The sequence below is a fragment of the Micromonospora sp. NPDC048839 genome (assembly GCF_040649915.1).
Lineage (GTDB): Bacteria > Actinomycetota > Actinomycetes > Mycobacteriales > Micromonosporaceae > Micromonospora.
This window is the reverse complement of sequence record NZ_JBEZGL010000016.1, coordinates 81,602-97,387: the sequence shown is the minus strand read 5'-3', so window position 1 is coordinate 97,387 and position 15,786 is coordinate 81,602. Positions and strand designations below refer to the sequence as shown.

The 15,786-nt window shown below is 70.8% G+C and carries 15 protein-coding genes; 4 read left to right on the top strand and 11 right to left on the bottom strand.

Going from position 1 to position 15,786, the window contains the following annotated elements; translation table 11 throughout:
- The first annotated feature begins 185 nt into the window (after positions 1-185).
- The gene (locus tag AB0C25_RS26510; RefSeq protein WP_357376929.1) at positions 186-1,454 is read left to right on the top strand and encodes a cellulose-binding domain-containing protein; all 1,269 of its coding nucleotides are present in this window, start codon (positions 186-188) and stop codon (positions 1,452-1,454) included.
- Between the two features lie 140 nt (positions 1,455-1,594).
- Here AB0C25_RS26510 and AB0C25_RS26505 read toward each other — a convergent pair whose 3' ends face one another.
- Positions 1,595-2,062: a cupin domain-containing protein gene (locus AB0C25_RS26505; protein WP_357376928.1), complete on the bottom strand. Its 468-nt coding sequence runs from the start codon at positions 2,060-2,062 to the stop codon at positions 1,595-1,597.
- Positions 2,063-2,172: 110 nt separating this feature from the next.
- On the opposite strand from AB0C25_RS26505, the gene AB0C25_RS26500 reads away from it, so the two are divergent.
- Positions 2,173-2,649, top strand: coding sequence for an Rrf2 family transcriptional regulator (locus tag AB0C25_RS26500; protein ID WP_357376927.1), 477 nt, complete (start codon positions 2,173-2,175; stop codon positions 2,647-2,649).
- 134 nt (positions 2,650-2,783) lie between these two features.
- On the opposite strand, the gene AB0C25_RS26495 is transcribed toward AB0C25_RS26500, so the two are convergent.
- From AB0C25_RS26495 to AB0C25_RS26475, 5 genes are all read right to left on the bottom strand, one after another.
- Positions 2,784-4,019, bottom strand: a complete 1,236-nt coding sequence (locus AB0C25_RS26495) for a cellulose binding domain-containing protein (protein WP_357376926.1) — start codon at positions 4,017-4,019, stop codon at positions 2,784-2,786.
- A gap of 235 nt (positions 4,020-4,254) precedes the next feature.
- Entirely contained in the window at positions 4,255-4,740 is a 486-nt protein-coding gene (locus tag AB0C25_RS26490) for a hypothetical protein (protein ID WP_357376925.1), read from the bottom strand.
- 31 nt (positions 4,741-4,771) lie between these two features.
- Positions 4,772-5,827: a hypothetical protein gene (locus tag AB0C25_RS26485; protein ID WP_357376924.1), complete on the bottom strand. Its 1,056-nt coding sequence runs from the start codon at positions 5,825-5,827 to the stop codon at positions 4,772-4,774.
- A gap of 179 nt (positions 5,828-6,006) precedes the next feature.
- The gene (locus AB0C25_RS26480) at positions 6,007-6,156 is read right to left on the bottom strand and encodes a hypothetical protein (RefSeq protein ID WP_357376923.1); all 150 of its coding nucleotides are present in this window, start codon (positions 6,154-6,156) and stop codon (positions 6,007-6,009) included.
- 279 nt (positions 6,157-6,435) lie between these two features.
- Positions 6,436-7,740, bottom strand: a complete 1,305-nt coding sequence (locus AB0C25_RS26475; protein ID WP_357376922.1) for a cellulose binding domain-containing protein — start codon at positions 7,738-7,740, stop codon at positions 6,436-6,438.
- Positions 7,741-8,337: 597 nt separating this feature from the next.
- On the opposite strand from AB0C25_RS26475, the gene AB0C25_RS26470 reads away from it, so the two are divergent.
- On the top strand, positions 8,338-8,766 hold the full coding sequence (locus AB0C25_RS26470; RefSeq protein ID WP_357376921.1) for a hypothetical protein: 429 nt from the start codon (positions 8,338-8,340) through the stop codon (positions 8,764-8,766).
- A gap of 6 nt (positions 8,767-8,772) precedes the next feature.
- Here AB0C25_RS26470 and AB0C25_RS26465 read toward each other — a convergent pair whose 3' ends face one another.
- The 4 genes from AB0C25_RS26465 to AB0C25_RS26450 form a co-directional block, all read right to left on the bottom strand.
- Positions 8,773-10,029, bottom strand: a complete 1,257-nt coding sequence (locus AB0C25_RS26465; protein WP_357376920.1) for a sigma-70 family RNA polymerase sigma factor — start codon at positions 10,027-10,029, stop codon at positions 8,773-8,775.
- Complete coding sequence (locus AB0C25_RS26460; RefSeq protein ID WP_357376919.1) at positions 10,026-10,382, bottom strand: YciI family protein; 357 nt, start codon at positions 10,380-10,382, stop codon at positions 10,026-10,028. The genes AB0C25_RS26465 and AB0C25_RS26460 overlap by 4 nt, the downstream gene beginning before the upstream one ends.
- Positions 10,383-10,518: 136 nt before the next feature.
- Positions 10,519-11,229 (bottom strand): DNA alkylation repair protein, encoded by a 711-nt coding sequence (locus AB0C25_RS26455; RefSeq protein ID WP_357376918.1) that lies wholly within the window; start codon positions 11,227-11,229, stop codon positions 10,519-10,521.
- Between the two features lie 130 nt (positions 11,230-11,359).
- Entirely contained in the window at positions 11,360-12,835 is a 1,476-nt protein-coding gene (locus AB0C25_RS26450; RefSeq protein ID WP_357376917.1) for an arabinofuranosidase catalytic domain-containing protein, read from the bottom strand.
- Between the two features lie 231 nt (positions 12,836-13,066).
- Between AB0C25_RS26450 and AB0C25_RS26445 the strand changes: the two genes are divergently transcribed.
- The gene (locus AB0C25_RS26445) at positions 13,067-14,086 is read left to right on the top strand and encodes a LacI family DNA-binding transcriptional regulator (RefSeq protein WP_357376916.1); all 1,020 of its coding nucleotides are present in this window, start codon (positions 13,067-13,069) and stop codon (positions 14,084-14,086) included.
- Here the strand turns inward: AB0C25_RS26445 and AB0C25_RS26440 are convergent.
- Entirely contained in the window at positions 14,073-15,785 is a 1,713-nt protein-coding gene (locus tag AB0C25_RS26440; protein WP_357376915.1) for a trehalase family glycosidase, read from the bottom strand. The two genes, AB0C25_RS26445 and AB0C25_RS26440, sit on opposite strands and share 14 nt — an antisense overlap.
- Position 15,786: the final 1 nt, after the last annotated feature.

Here is a 15,786-nt window from a genome sequence, read left to right as displayed (position 1 = left end):
GTCCGGGTGACCGGGCCGTCGGCGACTGACAGGTCCGTCCCGAGCCGGGCACCGCGGTCGTACGCACCGACCAGCCGTTGTGGCGCGTCGCCGCGCCGCACCCAGGGCGCGTTGGCGCGCCGCCTCCGTCCAGGACGCGTGTCGCCACACCGCCACCCACCAGCTCGATGGCAGAAGGACCTCTCATGACGATTCTCCGCGCCCGCCCCGGTCCGACCCTGGCGGTCGTCGCCGCACTGGCGGCCGTGACCGCGACCGGAACGGCCCTGCTCACCAGCCCGGCCGCAGCCGCCCAGGGCTGCCGGGTCGACTACACACCCAACCAGTGGCCCGGCGGATTCACCGCCAACGTGAAGGTGTCTCCCGGCGACACCGCCGTCTCCAGTTGGACCGTCACCTGGACGTACGCCGGGGACGAACGCATCACGAACGGCTGGAACGCCACGGTCAGCCAGTCGGGCGCGACGGTGACCGCCCGCAACATGTCGTACAACGGCAGCATCCCGGCCGCCGGGACCACCGAGTTCGGCGTGCAGGGCACGTACGGCTCCAGTGGCGGCGCGCCGACCGGGTTCAGTCTGAACGGCGTACCGTGCAACGGCACCGGGCCGACCCCGACCGGCGTGCCCACCACGACGGTGCCGACCACGCCGCCCCCCACGAGCGCGCCGCCGACCACGCCGCCGCCCACCAGCGCGCCGCCGACCACGCCGCCGCCCACCAGCGCTCCGCCCACGACGCCGCCGCCCACCACCCCGCCGCCGACCGGGTGCGCCGGGGCGCTGCTCTGCGACGGCTTCGAGAACCAGACCGGCTCGACGCCGTCCGGCGACTGGACCGTGGTGAACCCGGACTGTTCCGGCGCCGGCACGGCCACCATCGACACGGCCACCACCCACAGCGGCAACCGGGCGGTCCGGATCAACGGCGCGGCCGGCTACTGCAACCACGTCTTCATCAGATCCACCAAGAATCTCGGCAGCCTGGGCAGTGTCCGGTACGGCCGCATCTGGGTACGGCACACCACCGCCCAGCCCACCGAACACACAACGATGATGGCGATGACCGACGCCGCGGACGGCAACAAGGACCTGCGGATCGGCGGCCAGAACGGTGCCCTGCAGTGGAACCGCGCCTCCGACGACGCGACCCTGCCCGAGCAGAGCCCGGCGGGGGTGGCGCAGAGCGTTCCGCTACCCACCAACCGGTGGGCCTGCCTGGAGTTCATGGTGGACGGCTCGGCTGGTCAGCTTCGGACCTGGCTGGACGGCACCGCAATCGCCGGCCTCACCGCTGACGGCGTACCAACGCACGACATCGACGGCCAGTGGTACAACCGGACCTGGCGGCCGCAGCTCACCGACCTCAAGCTGGGCTGGGAGAGCTACGGCGGCGGGGCCGACACCCTCTGGTACGACGACGTCGCGGTCGGGTCCAGCCGGATCGGCTGCTGACCCTTCGGTTCGGGTGAACCAGCATGGCGTGGCCACGGAAGGTTGGCCACGCCATGGTGGCTCATGTCCCGTCGCGGCGTGCGAGCGTCCACCGCCGAACAGGGGTCACTGAACCGCCGCCCGCGGTTCACGCCTCGTGGTCAGCCGCGTCGGCCTGCCCACAACGGGCTGTCCACGTAGTGGTTGTCGTAGTGGTCCTGGGTCTCGCCGACGTCCTGCCAGGTGGCTTCGCCCCGGTGCACCTTGTCGAGGAGTCGGTAGTAGTCGAACCGGGGCTTGCCGGGGGTGATCACCACGAGAAAGTCGGCGTCCCGCCCGTCGGCGGGGGCGAAGGCATGCGGGGTGTTCGGCGGTACGAAGAGCGTGTCTCCCGTGTGCAGGGTGTGCAACTGATCGCCGACGAGCATCTCCAGGGCGCCGTCGAGCACGAAGAACAGCTCACCGGAGTGGATGTGCAGGTGTGGTGGCGCGCCAGCGGTGCCGTGCTTGAGCAGCGTGCGGTTGCTGATCAGGGCGCCGTCGGTGTGCTCCGGGTCGAGAAGCAGGGTGATCACGCTGGCTGGGTCACTGTCGAGGACCTCGGCCTGGGCCGCGCGTACCAGTGTCATTGTCGACTCCCTCGATGATCGTTGATTCCTAGACATTAGATGTCCAGAAAGGTTCCGGGCGAGAGAGGGTGACACTCCTCCCAAATCCTGGACAGGTAGAGTCCAGGATCATGCGGATGAGTCAGGGTGTCGAGCGGGCCCTCCACACGTGTCTCAACCTGAGCTGGCTGGACACGCCGGTGCCAACGGGCGCCCTCGCGGCGTTCTACGAGCTGCCGCCGGCGTACCTGAACAAGCTGCTTCAGGCCCTGGTCCGGGCCGGAATCCTGGCGTCGACCTCGGGGCCGCGCGGAGGCTTCCAACTGGCCCGCGCACCCGAGGCGGTCTCCCTGCTGGACATCGTCGCCGCGATCGAGGGCCCGGAGGAGTTGTTCCAGTGCGACCAGATCCTGCGCAAGGGGCCGGGGGAGCATGCGGGTGTCGACTATCGGCAGTCCTGCGCGTTCGCCCAGGCCATGCGGGGTGCCGAGCTGGCCTGGCGGCGGGAGTTGGCCGGCAGGACCGTGGCTGACGTCCGGGCCGACGTCGAGCGCGGGCACCCCGAGGCACCGGCCCGGACCCGGGCCAGGATCGCGGAGTTGCGCTAGCGCTGCACTGTGCCGTTCGCGTCACGTGGCCGTCGGAGGCCTCGGGAGGTGCCGGACCGGACCACGGCCAGGGACGCCGTCGGCGGGCCGCTGTGGCAGCGGCCCGCCGAGCGAGCTGGCCGATCCGGCGGGCGTCAGACGCCGGTGCAGGTGGCCGTGGTCCCGGTGCCGTTTCCGGTGCCCTGGAAGCCGAAACTGGCGGTCTGACCCGCGGCCACCCGTCCGTTGTAGCTCTGGTTCGCGACGGTGATCGTGCCGCTGCTGCCGCTGGCGACGCCGTTCCACACCGAGGTGACCGAAGCCCCGCTCGGCAGGTTGAGGGCGACCCGCCAGCCGGTGAGAGCGGTGGTTCCCGCGGTGACGGTGACGGTGGCGACAAATCCGCCGTTCCACTGGTCCTGAACGGAGTAGACCGCTGTGCACGCGGGGGTGCCGCCGGGTGGTGGCGTCGTCGGTGGTGGCGTGGTGGGCGGTGGTGTCGTCGGGGGCGGTGTGGTGGGCGGCGGTGTGGTGGGCGGCGTGCCGCCGTCGAGGGTCAGGTTCTTCTGCTGGACGCTCCACTGGCTGCGGCACAGACCGCAGTCGGGGCCGACGAAGGCTGCGCCGGCGGTGGTGTCGCCCTTGAGTCGCCACTTGAGGTAGAGCACCGCCACGCGGCCGAACTCGCCGCCGTTGGGCTGGTCGTACGTGCCGCCGTGCCCGACGTTCAGGTTGCCCATGAAGGCGGGCAGGCCGGCGGGCAGCTTGCCCCAGTCGTCGATGGCGTTCGGGTACGCGATGTCGCTGGGCCCGCCGACGAAGTAGGCGATCGGCTTGGTCAGTCTCCGGAGTTGGTAGTCGTCGGCATCGTTCAGCAGACCGCTGCTGAAGATGCCGGTCGTGGTGACGCGCGGGTCGTTGGAGACGGCGTAGGCCTCCAGGCCTCCGCAGGAGAAGCCGGCGACGGCGACCTTCGTCGTGTCGATCCTGTTGTAGTACTTGCTGCCCTGCCGGGAGTTCTCCGCGATGGCCCAGTCGATGGACTGGGTGAGCTGCTGGGAGGTGGTGGAGCCGGATCCGTTCGGTGCCCCGTTGGCGATGGCGAGAAAGCCGTGGGAGGCGATCTCGCGGAGGAAGTTGCCCTGGGAGAGGCCGTTGGCCGAGCAGCCGCCGTTGCCCCAGACGAGGATCGGAAGACGTTCGGACGGGAGTGTCTGCGGGCGGAAGATGGTGTGGTTGGCCAGGGTGGCCGAGGTCTCGTAGTCGGCGGGATAGGGACCGGAACCGCCGACCGCGGCATCAGCCGGTGTCGCGCCGAGCGCCATGATCACGGAGGTGATCGGGACGACGGCGGCCGCCAGTCCCACGCAGATCTTCGATCTCTTCCTCATTGACCCCTCCAGCGGATGCGTCGATCGCGCTCCCGGCGTGGCGGCAGAATGGCTGTGCCTGCCCGTCGACCACGGTGGCAAGCGCCGGCCGCGGGTCAGATCGAGGTGGGCGCGTCGGCCACCCGACCACGGTCCCCGCAGTCGATCCGATGGGAGCTGTAGGCACTTACTATCACTGCGACAACGATAAGTGTCAATGTATGGTGCGCCAGGCCCACTCCCGGCGACGGAAGGGTCAGGTCTCGCGCACGTCCACGTGGACGCCGTAGCTGGCCTGGAAGTCCGCAGCCAGTTCCGAGCCGGCGTACCGGGGTGGATGGCTCTCCCACCACGGCCAGTTGGCGAGGTGGGGGATCGGATCGTCCCGCAGCATCGTCCGGAAGCGCCGGTCGGACTCGGCCACCTGCTCTCGGACCCAGCTCAGCTCGGGATACTCCTGTAGCTCCGGGTGGTTGAGCACCGCCTCCAGCAACCCACGGACGCCCAGGTCGGCGGTGTACTCCTCGAGCGAGTCGTCGTATCCGGCCAGGCAGGCGTCCACCACCGCCCGCCAACAGTCGACCATGCTGCCCGGCAGGTGGCCGCGGTGGCCGTTGGACCCCGCCGTGACCGCCCGGAACCGCGAGACGAAGGCCCCTTCGCTCAGCACCGGTGGTGGAGGATTGTGGGTCGCCGCCGGGGTCCCGTCGGGCTCCAGAACGTGTGGCCGCTCGTCGTCCATTGACCGATGGTCGCATCCCGCCCGGTGCCTGTCATGCTCGGCCGAGGGCTCCCGGTGCGGTGTCGGCGCCTGCCAACGGCTCCGGACGCGACCGGGTGCTGAGGGCGTAACCGGCGGTCGTGACGCCGAGCGCCACCCCCCAGCCGAGGAAGACCAGCAGCGTGGCGGTCACCGCCCAACCGTCCCACACCTCCGACCACGGCATTTCGCCGGAGAACAGTCGGCCGACGAACACCGCGCTGCTCAGCACGCCGTAGGTGACGAGCGTGAGGGCCACGGTCCCGGCCGGGACCACCGCCAGCAGTCGGGGAACCGGTCGACCACCCAGCCCCGGCACCCAGCGCGGAAACTGCTGCCCCCACCGCTGCACCAGCCCGAGAACGAGCAGGCCGGCGAGCGGTGGGACGACGGTGATCGCCACCCCCGTCGGCGTCGAGAGGTCGTTGTGGATGTCGTTCAGTTCCCGTGCGGAGATGCCGAACGGAACCCCGAGCACCCAGAGCCCATGTGGTACGGCCCAGCCGACCACCGGTAACGCGACGGCCACGTACGCCCAGCGGCGCGTCCAACGGGGCACCGGCCGGTAGCCGGAAGTCACCGGTCCGCGGCGGGGACCGGACGCGTTCGCCAGCCCGGCGAACACGATGCCACCGGCCAGCAGCGCGAGCCGGGCGCCGAGGTCGCGCCAGTCCGAGGGGCGCCCCGTCAACGCCGCCGGGACCTCGAAGAGCAGGTGCAGCGGGAACGCGGCGACCAGAAGCAGCGCCGCCGCGAGCCAGCTGCCCGTGGTCGCGGCGCGGCCGGGCAGGCGGACCGCGCCCACGACCACCAGCGCGAGGACGACGCCGACCGTCAGCGCTCCCCAGCCCGCCCAGAACGGCAGCGTCTCGACGCGGTCGGCACCGCATCCCCCGGCCGGATCGACTAGATCGGTCCGGTCGCAGGCGGTGTACGCCCACCGGCCGCCGGCGATCCAGAACAGGCGCAGCGCCACCTCGCCGACGAGGAAGAGGCCGCACGCCAACGCCCACGGTCTCACCCGGTCGGCGGCTGAGGGTCGCTGCGGGCCAACGGTACGGTCGGACATGTCGCTCCTCTACGGACAGTGCCGTGCCTGCTCACCGGCCGAGGGTCGAGACGCGGGCCTTCCGTCTCGGCAACCAGCAGCCACACGCCGGCAGTCATGAGTCGATGATCTGCGGCGCTGGACGACTCCTCCTCCCCGGCGCAGGGGAGGAGGCTCCCCTCCGCGCGGGGGGCCGCCGCTCAGCCGGCCGTGTCGGAGTAGACCTCCACGTCGTAGAGCAGCTGCACGTGGCGGCGGCCGTTGGTGATGCCGACGAAGGTCGGGTCACCGGCCGGGGTGCGACCCTGGCGCCACGACGACCTGCTGTTCGAGGAGGGCCTCGACGGCATCCTCCGGGCCGCGGCGCGGACCGGGCCGCTGCGCTGACCAGCGCGTCGCCGGCGTACACGTGGGGCGCCGGGTCCAGGTACCCGGCTCCGGTGCGCGCCGCGGAGACGACCGTGACCGGCCCCGTCGCCGAGTCCACGGCACCCACCTGTCCGGCGCGCAACCTGGCTGGCACGCGTTTCTGCCGGCACGTCGGTGGTCGCGGAGGTGGGTCTGTCGCCGGTGCCGGCGGCCGGGAGGCCCGGAGCCAGTGGCTCCGGGCCTCCGGTGTCGCCCTGCGCTCAGGGGCTGGTGCAGGTGATGGTGCCGGGCGGGGTGGCGCCGTTGCCGGTGGCGGTGAACCCGAAGGTGGTCGACGCGTTCGGGGCCAACGTGCCGTTGTAGGCGGCGTTCCGGACGGTGACGGTGCCGGTGGTGCCCGTGTTGGTGCCGCCCCAGAGGCTGCTGATGGCCTGGCCGCTGGCCAGGGTCAGGCCGACGGTCCAGCCGTTGACCGTGGCGGCGGCGGTGTTGGCCACGGTGACCTCACCCTGGAAGCCACCCGGCCAGCTGTTGACCAGGCGGTAGGTGGCGGCACAGTCGCCCGGCTGCCCGGTCGGGGGCGGAGTCGTCGGCGGGGGCGTGGTCGGCGGAGGCGTGGTCGGTGGGGGCGTGGTCGGCGGTGCGGTCGTGGGTGGGGTGGTGGACTGGAACTGACTGAAGAATCTCCAGATCTCGCCCGACGTCCAGGTCCTGCTGTCGTTCGGGCTGGACGATCCGTCGACCGGGCTGGGGGTGTGGTCCCCGTCGAACGCGGCCCACTGCACGGGATACCCCGCTCGGCAGCCCGCGTAGGTGGTGGTGATGTGGGTGAGACTGCCCCGAGCTGGCTCGCGCGGGCTCTGCGCGGTGCAGCCGTTGTTCCGCACGAAGGTGTCGCGCAACGACCGGCCCTGGGAGATGTTCAGCACGCTGTCGTAGATGCCGTGGATCCCGAAGTAGGGAACGGCCTGGGTGCCACCGCTACACCCACTGAGATTGGCGCCGGAGAGGACGGCGACCGCGCGGATGACGGTGGGTCGCGCGCAGGCCACGGCATAGCTCATCGCCCCGCCGTAGCTCCAGCCCAGGGCGAAGCGTTGGGTCGTGTCAACGCAGAGGTCGTTCTCGATCTGCCGGGAGATGTCGTCGAAGAGGGTCAGGTCGCGACCGTTGGTGTTGGCCCACCCGGCGTTGATGCCCTGGGGCGCGACGAAGATCGTGGTGTTGTTCGACAGCGGCGCGAGCCCGTAGTAGCCGGCTGAGGCGACGTTGCTGGCCGAGCCGTTCAGCCAGTGGAAGCCGAACACCAGCCGGTAGGGGTTGTTCCGGTCGTAACCGTCCGGGATCCGCAGGATGTAGGTGCGACTCTGTCCGCCGCTCTGAATGGTGCGTGTCCCGCTGGCGAGCGTGGGGGCCTTGCCGCAGCCGGCGGTGGCCGCGAGCGTGCCGTTCGTCGCGGCCACCGCCGTTCCACCCAGGCCGCCGTTCAGTACGCCGCCGGCGGTCGCCGCGAGGAGGACCGCCGCGCCCGCGATGAACGAGAAGAGTTGTCGATGTCGTGTCATTGCGTGACTCCTTGCCACTGGTCGTGCGGTGGTGGTGGGGGACCGGCCCCGACGGCCGCGACCGGCGAGCACCCGGCCGGAGGGGGCTCGTCGGGCGGACGGGGCGGTGAGATGGTGACGGCTGGCGGTGGCGCTCCCGGTGCCGGAATGCGGATCCCCTTCCGTTGCGGGCCGGTGTGCGGTCGGTGCGGCGTGCACGGGTGGCGTGCGGGGCCGTACCGCCGCTGTCGGGGTGTCCGCGACGGGCCTGGGAAGCTGGGGCATCCAGCCGGACCGAGATTGTCCGGCAACCGCGCGGTCGCCTGCGTTGGCGGAGCGGCCCGGACTGGTCACCGACTGGCAAGGGCGGCCGGAGGGCGTCGCCCTCGGCGTGCCGTTGTCGATCGACTCAGGTGATCGGGAGCGTGCCCTGCACTCCCGCGCCAAAAGATAGCATGTCATCGATGCAGTTGTGGCCGCCGACCGGGTGAGATCGGTGCTGAGGGCGTACCGTCAGGACGAACACCTGCGCCAGCTCGCCGACCCGTTGTGGAAGAAGTGGCCGGTCCACGTGTACGAGGCGAGGCTCGCTGACGTCCTGAGGACGGAGGAAGCGAAATGAACGTGGCTACCATCGCCGGCGGCGTTGTCGCGCTCTTCATCGCTGCCGCGGCGTTCGTGCGCCTACGGGGGCGCGCTCCGGCATCCGGTTCCGTGGGTCGGCTACTGAGACTCCTCGCCCTCGCCGCCACGGCCTGGATCGTCATTGCGCTGGCGCCGTTCACCATCGACGACAGCGGCGCTGCCGCCGGCTATCTGCTGGGCGTACCTGTGGTTGCGGCCGTCTGTCCCCTCATCGCGGACCTGGTCCACCGTGCTGTCGCCACGACCACAACGGTCGGGGCGCTGGTCATGCTGGTGTGGGCGCTCCTGCTGGGCCTCGGCATCGGTCTCTGGTTCGTCCTTCCGGCTCTGCTGCTGGGGGCGGCGGCGACAGCGGCCATGGCCAACCGGGGCGCGACGGTGCCGAGGAACCAGGATGCCTGAGGCCGGCTACGGCGCCGGCGGCGCTGACCCGGGCAGATGCCGCCTGACGTCCGTCAGCCGTTCGGTGAGGAAGGCGCGCTCCACGTCGTTGTCGGTAAGGGTCAGCGCCTCTTCGTAGGCCGTCACGGCCTGGGGCCACCTCCTCAGTTGACGCAGGAAGTCGGCGCGCGAGGCGCTCAGATATCCGTAGGTGGACAGGGCCGGATCGGCGAGCATCGGCGTGAGCGCGTCGAGTCCGGCCTCGGGGCCGTCGCGCAGCCCGATCGCGACGGCGCGATTGAGGCCGACGACAGGCGACGGCCACAGCCGGAGCAGGGTGTCGTAGAGCCCGACAATCTGGTTCCAGTCGGTGTCCGGCCAGGTGGGCGCGTCGGCGTGCACGGCAGCTATCGCGGCCTCCAGGGCGTACCGGGTCGGTGGCCGTCGGCGCAGCGCGTCGGTCAACAACGACCTTCCCTCGTCGATGAGCTGCCAGTTCCAGCGTGTGCGGTCCTGCTCGGACAGCAGCACCAGTCGCCCGTCGACGGACACGCGGGTGTCCTGGCGTGCAGCGGTGAGCAGCAGCAGCGCCAACAGGGCGCTGATCTCGGCGTCGGTCGGCATGAGCAGGTGCAGCATGCGAGCCAGACCGATCGCGCAGTCCACCAGGTCCTGGCGTACCAGGTGCGCGCCCACCGGTGCGGTGTGGCCGGTGGTGAAGATGAGATGGACGACCTCGAGGACGGCGCTGACCCGCTCGCCGAGTTGGTCCGGGCCCGGGACCCGGTACGGGATGCGGGCCGTGGCGATCTTTCTCTTCGCCCGGGTGATCCGGGCGGCCATGGTGGTCGGCGGCACCAGGAACGCGCGGGCCACCTCCGGGGTGGACAGCCCGCACACCAGGCGCAGGGTCAGCGCGACCTGCGCCTGCCTGGACAGCGCGGGGTGGACGCAGGTGAAGATGAGTCGCAGCCGGTCGTCGACCAGACCATCCTCGGGGCCCGGTGTCGTCTCGTCCGCGACGAGCAGTGGCATCTTGCGACGGAACACCGACTCGCGGCGCAGGACGTCCCGGGCACGGTTGCGAGCGATGGTGGTGAGCCACGCGCTCGGCCGCTCGGGAATGCCATTCTCGGCCCAGGTCTCCAGGGCCTGGGCGAACGCGTCCTGGGCGCACTCCTCGGCGAGATCGAGGTCGCGGGTCAGTTGGGCGGTGGTGCTGAACACCTGGGCCCAGTCGCGGCGGTGCGCCTGCGCGACCGCCGCGACGACCGTGTCGTTCATCCGTGGTCGACCACCGGACGGATCTCCACACCGCTGTGTGCCGCGCGCACCTCGGGTAGCAGTGCCGCCAGTGACAGCACCTCGTCCAGGTCGGCCGCCTCCAGCAGGTAGTAGCCGCCGAGGGCCTCCTTGGTCTCCAGGAACGGACCGTCGGTCGTGTCGAGCTGGCCGAGTGCGTCCGAGCGCAGCGAGGTGGCGGTGGGCGCCGGTTCCAGCTGGTGCCCGCCGAGGACCCGCGCGCCGGCCTCGGCCACGAACGCTATGTGGGCGGCGTCGTGCGCCTTCCACTGCTCGTCGGTCATCGCGTCCCACTGCTGCGCGTCACCGTAGATCAGGATCATGTACTTGGCCATGTCTCGTGTCCCATCGTGTGTTGGCCCCGTCGGTGGTGGCCCCTACTCTGACGACGAGCCAGCGGGGCTCCGGATCGACAGCCGGGACGACATATTCGGTCCGACGCACCGGCGACGCGGCGTTGCGCCGGTTTGGCTAGGCCGTACCGGTCAGGTACATCCGACGTCGCGGCGGCTCGAACTTCTCGATCGCGTACCGCAGCATGACCCGTGGCATGGCCCGGTAGCGCCCGGCGAGGAACTGCTCCTCCGCCGCCCGGTCCCGGTTGCCCACCTCGCGCAGCATCCAGCCCACCGCCTTCTGCACGAGGTCGTGCGGGTCGTGCAGGAGCTGGTCACCGATCCGGAAGGTCCACTGGAAGTCGCCGGCCCTGATGAAGGCGAACGTGGCCATGATCGCAATCCGCCGGTCCCACACCAGGCTCGACGCGGCCAGCCGGTCCAGGACGCTCCGGTCCCTGTCGAGCAGCCAGGGCCCGACGATGTACGGCGCGGACGAGTCCACCAGGTCCCAGTTGTTGATGCGGTCGGTGTTGGTCAGGAGGATGTCGAAGATCCGGCCCCGCTCCTGGTCGTCGCCCTTGGCGAACTTGCGCACCAGGATGAACAGCGACGTCAGCCTCTCCTCGTGCACGCCGCCGGCCAGCAGGTCCGCCGTCTCGGACAGGGGAAGGTCGCGCCAGTAGCGGGCGGCCACCCTGCGCTGTTGCGGCACGGAGACGCCGATTGCGCGGTCACCCTCGCCGTACCCGCCCGGGATCATCTGGAGGAACCGGCTCGACGCCTCCGCTCGGTGCGGGTCGGCGAGGCTGGCGAGTGCGGAACGGATGTCGGCGGTGGTGGCCATGACTGCCCAACGTACCGGGGCAACAGGTTGGGCCGGGGACCATCGGCCGCGTTGCGGCGGGCCGTCGGCTGCCGGTGGTGCCGCCCCCGCGGATTGCGCGGAGGCGGCCCGACCGGGTGGTGGCGCGGGTTCAGCTACGGGTGGACCACTGCTGGTTCTGTTGTCCGTTGCAGGCCCAGAGGAGGAGCTTGGTGCCGTTCGCGGTTCCGGCGCCGCTGGCGTCGAGGCAGAGCCCGGACTGGACGCCGGTGATGGTGCCGTTGGAGTTGATGTTCCACTGTTGGTTGGTGCCGCCGTTGCAGTCCCAGATGATCACCTGGGTGCCGTTGGTGGTGCCCCGGCCGCTGGCGTCGAGGCACTTGTTGCCGTACACCTGGAGTTGTTTGCCGGCGGTGTGGGTCCAGCGTTGCGCGGTGTTGCCGACGCAGTCCCAGAGTTGCACCTGGGTGCCGTTGGTGGTGGTGCCGTTCGGCACGTCGACGCAGCGGCCGGACTGGCCGCCGACGACCTGGACGCCCTGCTGCGGGTTACCGCCCCCGGCCGGTGCGTACCCGGCGGCGGCGATGTTGGCCTGCACGGCGTCCTCGGTCGCGGCCGTCGGGTAGCCGTAGGTCAACACACCCTCGAAGAAGGTGCCCCGCCCGGTGATGCTGTTGTCGCCGCCGATGCCGAGCAGGATGGCCCCCTCCTTCTTCATCGGGTGGTAGCCGTTGGGGCGACGCCCGTCGAAGTAGGTGGTCAGGCCGCCCGACTGTGCGCTGCCGCCCCGGATCGCCCAGTGGTTCGGCTCGCCCTTGACCATCGCCGTGACGAACCGGTGGTTGATGGGCGCGATGTTGTTGTACCCCGCGTTCACCCCGGAGAACAGCCCCCACTCCAGGTCGGCCATGATCCAGGGTCCGGCGCCGGCGCCGTAGCCCCACTGCTTGTTGGCCCCGAAGTAGACGGTCTCCATGATGGCGCGTTCGTCGGCCAGGTTGTTCGTCTGCGCGTTGCCATAGTCGAAGCAGCACCACTGGTTGTAGTGCGTGCCGTCCACGACGGCGTAGATGCCCTCGGGCTGGTCGCCGGTCGCGACGCCGTTGGTGTTGTTGTTGCGGTAGCCGGTGCCGGGGGCGATGTAGACCCCGTACGCCTTCTGACCGCCGACGGTGATCGGTGCCGCCTTCGCGTCGGCGAGGTTGTCCCATCCGCCGGGAGCGGGGCCGACGAAGTAGCCGGGGGGTGCCTGGGTGAGGCGGTTGTTACGGCCGGACTGGTCGTAGAGGATGGTGATGACGCAGTTGGTGTTGGCGCAGAACGAGTCCTGCGTGGCGGCGTTGACGTAGCCACCCTCGCTCAGCACACCGATGTCGCGGGTGGTGTTGTCCGAGGAGCGCCGGACCTGGTAGAGCGGGCCGTTGTACGCGCCGTACAGCGCGCGGGTGGTGCTGTGCGCGGCCACGCACGGGGTGCCACCCGAGGCGTAGATGTCGCACGGTCCGGTGCCGGCGGCGCGGGCGACTCCCGGCGCGTCCGAGACCACGTAGATGCTGGCGCCGAGGGCGAGAACCAGCATGGTCCCCGCGGCGGCCATCAGGCGACGCAAGCGTCTCTTCACATTCATCGGATCCTCTCGGCGGTGTGGTGGGTGCGGTGATAAGCGACATCACACGTCACACCTTTTTACATTAATGCGCGTTGATGTATTGCGCTACCTGGCGCAGCCGGAATCGTCGGTCGTGCCCGTGCTGGCCGCGGACTTCCTGACGCGGGCCGGCGATCCAGGACGGATATGCTCACCAGCGAACAACGGTGCGTCCCCGTGTCGGGGCAATAATCGATTCGAGGGCGCGGTATGAACATCGGGGAGATCGCCCGTCGGGCGGGGGTGTCCCGCAGCACCGTGTCCTACGTGCTGAGCGGTAAGCGGACCGTGTCGGAGACGACCCGGCAGCGGATCCAGGCGGTCATCGACGAGCTGGACTATCGACCGAACGCCAGTGCCCGCGCACTGAAGGAGGGACGCACCCGCACCCTCGGCCTGGTGATTCCCCCGGCGAGTCAGCGGTTGACCGACATGCAGTTGGGTTTCGTCGCCAGTGTCGTGGAGGCGGCCGCTCGCCACGACCTCGATGTGCTGCTGTCCCCGTCCGGTGGTGACCACGACCGGTCCTTCGAGCGGATCGTCACCGGGCGTCGGGTGGACGGCGTGGTCCTGATGGAGATCCGCCTCGCGGACGACCGGGTGACCCGCCTGACCAGGGCCGGTCTGCCGTTCGTCACGATCGGGCGGATAGCCGAGCCACAGGACATGAGTTGGATCGACATCGACTACTCCGGGTTGATCGCCCGCTGCGTGCACCACCTGGCCGACCTGGGGCACCGGCACGTGGCGCTGGTGAACCGCTCCGCCGAGTTGGTGGCCGCGGGTTACGGCCCCAGCCATCGGGCGCTGGCCGGCTTCCGGGCGGCGGCGGTGGAGCGGGGCCTGACCGGTGTGGAGGTCTGCTGCGGCGACGACACCGCCTCCGGCGAGGCGTGCGTGGAACAGCTGCTCGTGACCCATCCCGACGTCACGGCCATCGCCACCATCAACGAGGCCGCGCTGCCCGGAATGCAGCGGGCGCTGACCGGCGCCGGCCTGTCCGTGCCCCGCGACTTCTCCGTCACCGGTGTCGCCGCCCAGCACTGGGCGGAGGACTTTCGCCCGCCGTTGACCGCCGCGGACGTGCCGATGGTCGAGATGGGCGCCGAGGCCGTGTCGCTGCTGTTGGAGAGCATCGCCGCCCCCGGCGCCGTGCCACGTCACCGGCTGTACAGCCCGCCCATCTCGTTGCGCTCAAGCACCGGTCCGGTGCGGGCTACCCCTTCGTGACCCGCCGTTCCTCCTGACCGGCGGCCAGAATGAGATAACTGCTGGCGGTCCAGGTGTACGCCCGGTCCCGGAGCCCGGCCCCGGTCTCGGCGTCGAAGTTCTCCGCGAATCCGGACTTCTCACACAGCGCCAGGAACCGTCGACTGATCTCGTCGGCGACCCTGGTCTGCCCCGCCCGCCGCAGGCCGTCCTCGACCAGGATGGTGGAGGGTGCCCAGATCGGGCCACGCCAGTAGCCGTCGGCGAGATAGTGCGCCGAGTCGATCGGCTCGGTGGCCAGCCCGTGGGTGGTCAGGTGGGTTTCGACGCCCCGGGCCAGCGCGGCGGCGACCGGAGCGGGCAGGTCGGCGCCGAGCGAGACGGGCATCAGGTCGAGCAGGCTTCGGCTCGCCCGCCGATGGCCGGTGTGCGGGTTGCGGGCGGTGAAGCGTTCGCCGTCCCACAGGTCCCGCAGCATGGCGCCATGGATCCGGTCGGCCTCCCGGGACCACTGTTCGGCGGGCTCACCCAGCTCGCCGGCGAGGTCGGCGAGGCAGCGAAGCTGGGACACCAGGAACGCGGCGAGGTCGGCCGTCTGGAGGACCCGGTTGGCGTCGAAGGTGGTCGCGTTGTCCCAGCCACTGTCGTTGCCGTGCTGGTAGTGGGGCAGCTCCTGGCCGGGGGCCCGGCGGGCGTCGAGCCAGAACCGGGTCCAGCGGGCCAACCGGTCGTACGTCTGCGCCAACGCCGCCCGGTCCGGTGGCTGAGGAAGGCGTCGACGCAGGTGCCGCAGAGCCCAGCCATGGATGGGAGGCTTGACGTAGTTGTGCAGGACCTCGGAGTGCGTGACCGAGTCGGGTAGGGCGCCGGCCTCGTCCTGGTGGTCGAAGGGCAGCTGGAACTGGTGCCAGGCCAGCTCCGGCTCGCCGGCGGCCAGGGCGATCGCGTTGAAGCAGTGGTCCCAGCTCCACACCTTGTCCATCCAGTGCTTGGACATCAGGACCGCGGGCCGGGTGACGAAGCCCGCCGGGGCGACGGTGGCCGACCACAGGACGTAGGCGGCCAGCTCGGCGGCCGGGGTTTCCGCACCCCGCCACGGCGCGACCGCGTCGACGAACGCGCTGAACTCGGCGTCCCGGTCGCGGCACAGCTGGTCGAAGCTGACGGACCCGGTGTACGGGCGGCGGGCGGTGGCGTACTCCTCGATCGCGATCTCCCAGGGCTGGTCACCGGGGAGGTCGACGTACCGGTCCGCGGTGCCGAGAGCCTCGACGCCGTCGGTGCGCCGGAGAGCACCGGAGAGCACGGTGATCCGGTAGCGGCGACCGGTCTCGTACGAGGTGAACACGTGGGAGCCGTCGAGCGGGTCGTGGTAGAGGTAGGTGCCGCTGAACGGGGTGAGGGTGGGCGCGGCCGCGGCCACCCGTAGGCCGAGCCGTCGGCCCCGGATCCGCAGGGTGTCCGGGCCGTCGTAGACAGCCTCGATCCGGTCGGCGCCGTTCCGCCAGGTCAGCAGCGCGGGTGTGGCCACGACCGTGGCGTCGGCCGCCGCGGGGGAGAGCCGCAGTACGGGGTGCAGCCCGGTCTGGTGGGAGACCAGGTGCAGATCGTCGGCGTACGTCTTCTCGGCGACCACCGGGGAGAGGTTGAACCAGGCTCCTCGGTAGCTGAACGGGATGTCCTGGACGGGGAACTCCGGACCGGACGGGGCGACGGTCATG

What these genes read in the sequence shown, in the direction of transcription:
- AB0C25_RS26485 (WP_357376924.1), bottom strand. Translation starts at nt 5,827, where the DNA reads ATGTCCGACCGTACCGTTGGCCCGCAGCGACCCTCAGCCGCCGACCGG.
- AB0C25_RS26480 (WP_357376923.1), bottom strand. Translation starts at nt 6,156, where the DNA reads ATGCCGTCGAGGCCCTCCTCGAACAGCAGGTCGTCGTGGCGCCAGGGT.
- AB0C25_RS26465 (WP_357376920.1), bottom strand. Translation starts at nt 10,029, where the DNA reads ATGAACGACACGGTCGTCGCGGCGGTCGCGCAGGCGCACCGCCGCGAC.
- AB0C25_RS26510 (WP_357376929.1), top strand. Translation starts at nt 186, where the DNA reads ATGACGATTCTCCGCGCCCGCCCCGGTCCGACCCTGGCGGTCGTCGCC.
- AB0C25_RS26440 (WP_357376915.1), bottom strand. Translation starts at nt 15,785, where the DNA reads ATGACCGTCGCCCCGTCCGGTCCGGAGTTCCCCGTCCAGGACATCCCG.
- AB0C25_RS26470 (WP_357376921.1), top strand. Translation starts at nt 8,338, where the DNA reads ATGAACGTGGCTACCATCGCCGGCGGCGTTGTCGCGCTCTTCATCGCT.
- AB0C25_RS26505 (WP_357376928.1), bottom strand. Translation starts at nt 2,062, where the DNA reads ATGACACTGGTACGCGCGGCCCAGGCCGAGGTCCTCGACAGTGACCCA.
- AB0C25_RS26495 (WP_357376926.1), bottom strand. Translation starts at nt 4,019, where the DNA reads ATGAGGAAGAGATCGAAGATCTGCGTGGGACTGGCGGCCGCCGTCGTC.
- AB0C25_RS26490 (WP_357376925.1), bottom strand. Translation starts at nt 4,740, where the DNA reads ATGGACGACGAGCGGCCACACGTTCTGGAGCCCGACGGGACCCCGGCG.
- AB0C25_RS26500 (WP_357376927.1), top strand. Translation starts at nt 2,173, where the DNA reads ATGCGGATGAGTCAGGGTGTCGAGCGGGCCCTCCACACGTGTCTCAAC.
- AB0C25_RS26445 (WP_357376916.1), top strand. Translation starts at nt 13,067, where the DNA reads ATGAACATCGGGGAGATCGCCCGTCGGGCGGGGGTGTCCCGCAGCACC.
- AB0C25_RS26475 (WP_357376922.1), bottom strand. Translation starts at nt 7,740, where the DNA reads ATGACACGACATCGACAACTCTTCTCGTTCATCGCGGGCGCGGCGGTC.
- AB0C25_RS26450 (WP_357376917.1), bottom strand. Translation starts at nt 12,835, where the DNA reads ATGAATGTGAAGAGACGCTTGCGTCGCCTGATGGCCGCCGCGGGGACC.
- AB0C25_RS26460 (WP_357376919.1), bottom strand. Translation starts at nt 10,382, where the DNA reads ATGGCCAAGTACATGATCCTGATCTACGGTGACGCGCAGCAGTGGGAC.
- AB0C25_RS26455 (WP_357376918.1), bottom strand. Translation starts at nt 11,229, where the DNA reads ATGGCCACCACCGCCGACATCCGTTCCGCACTCGCCAGCCTCGCCGAC.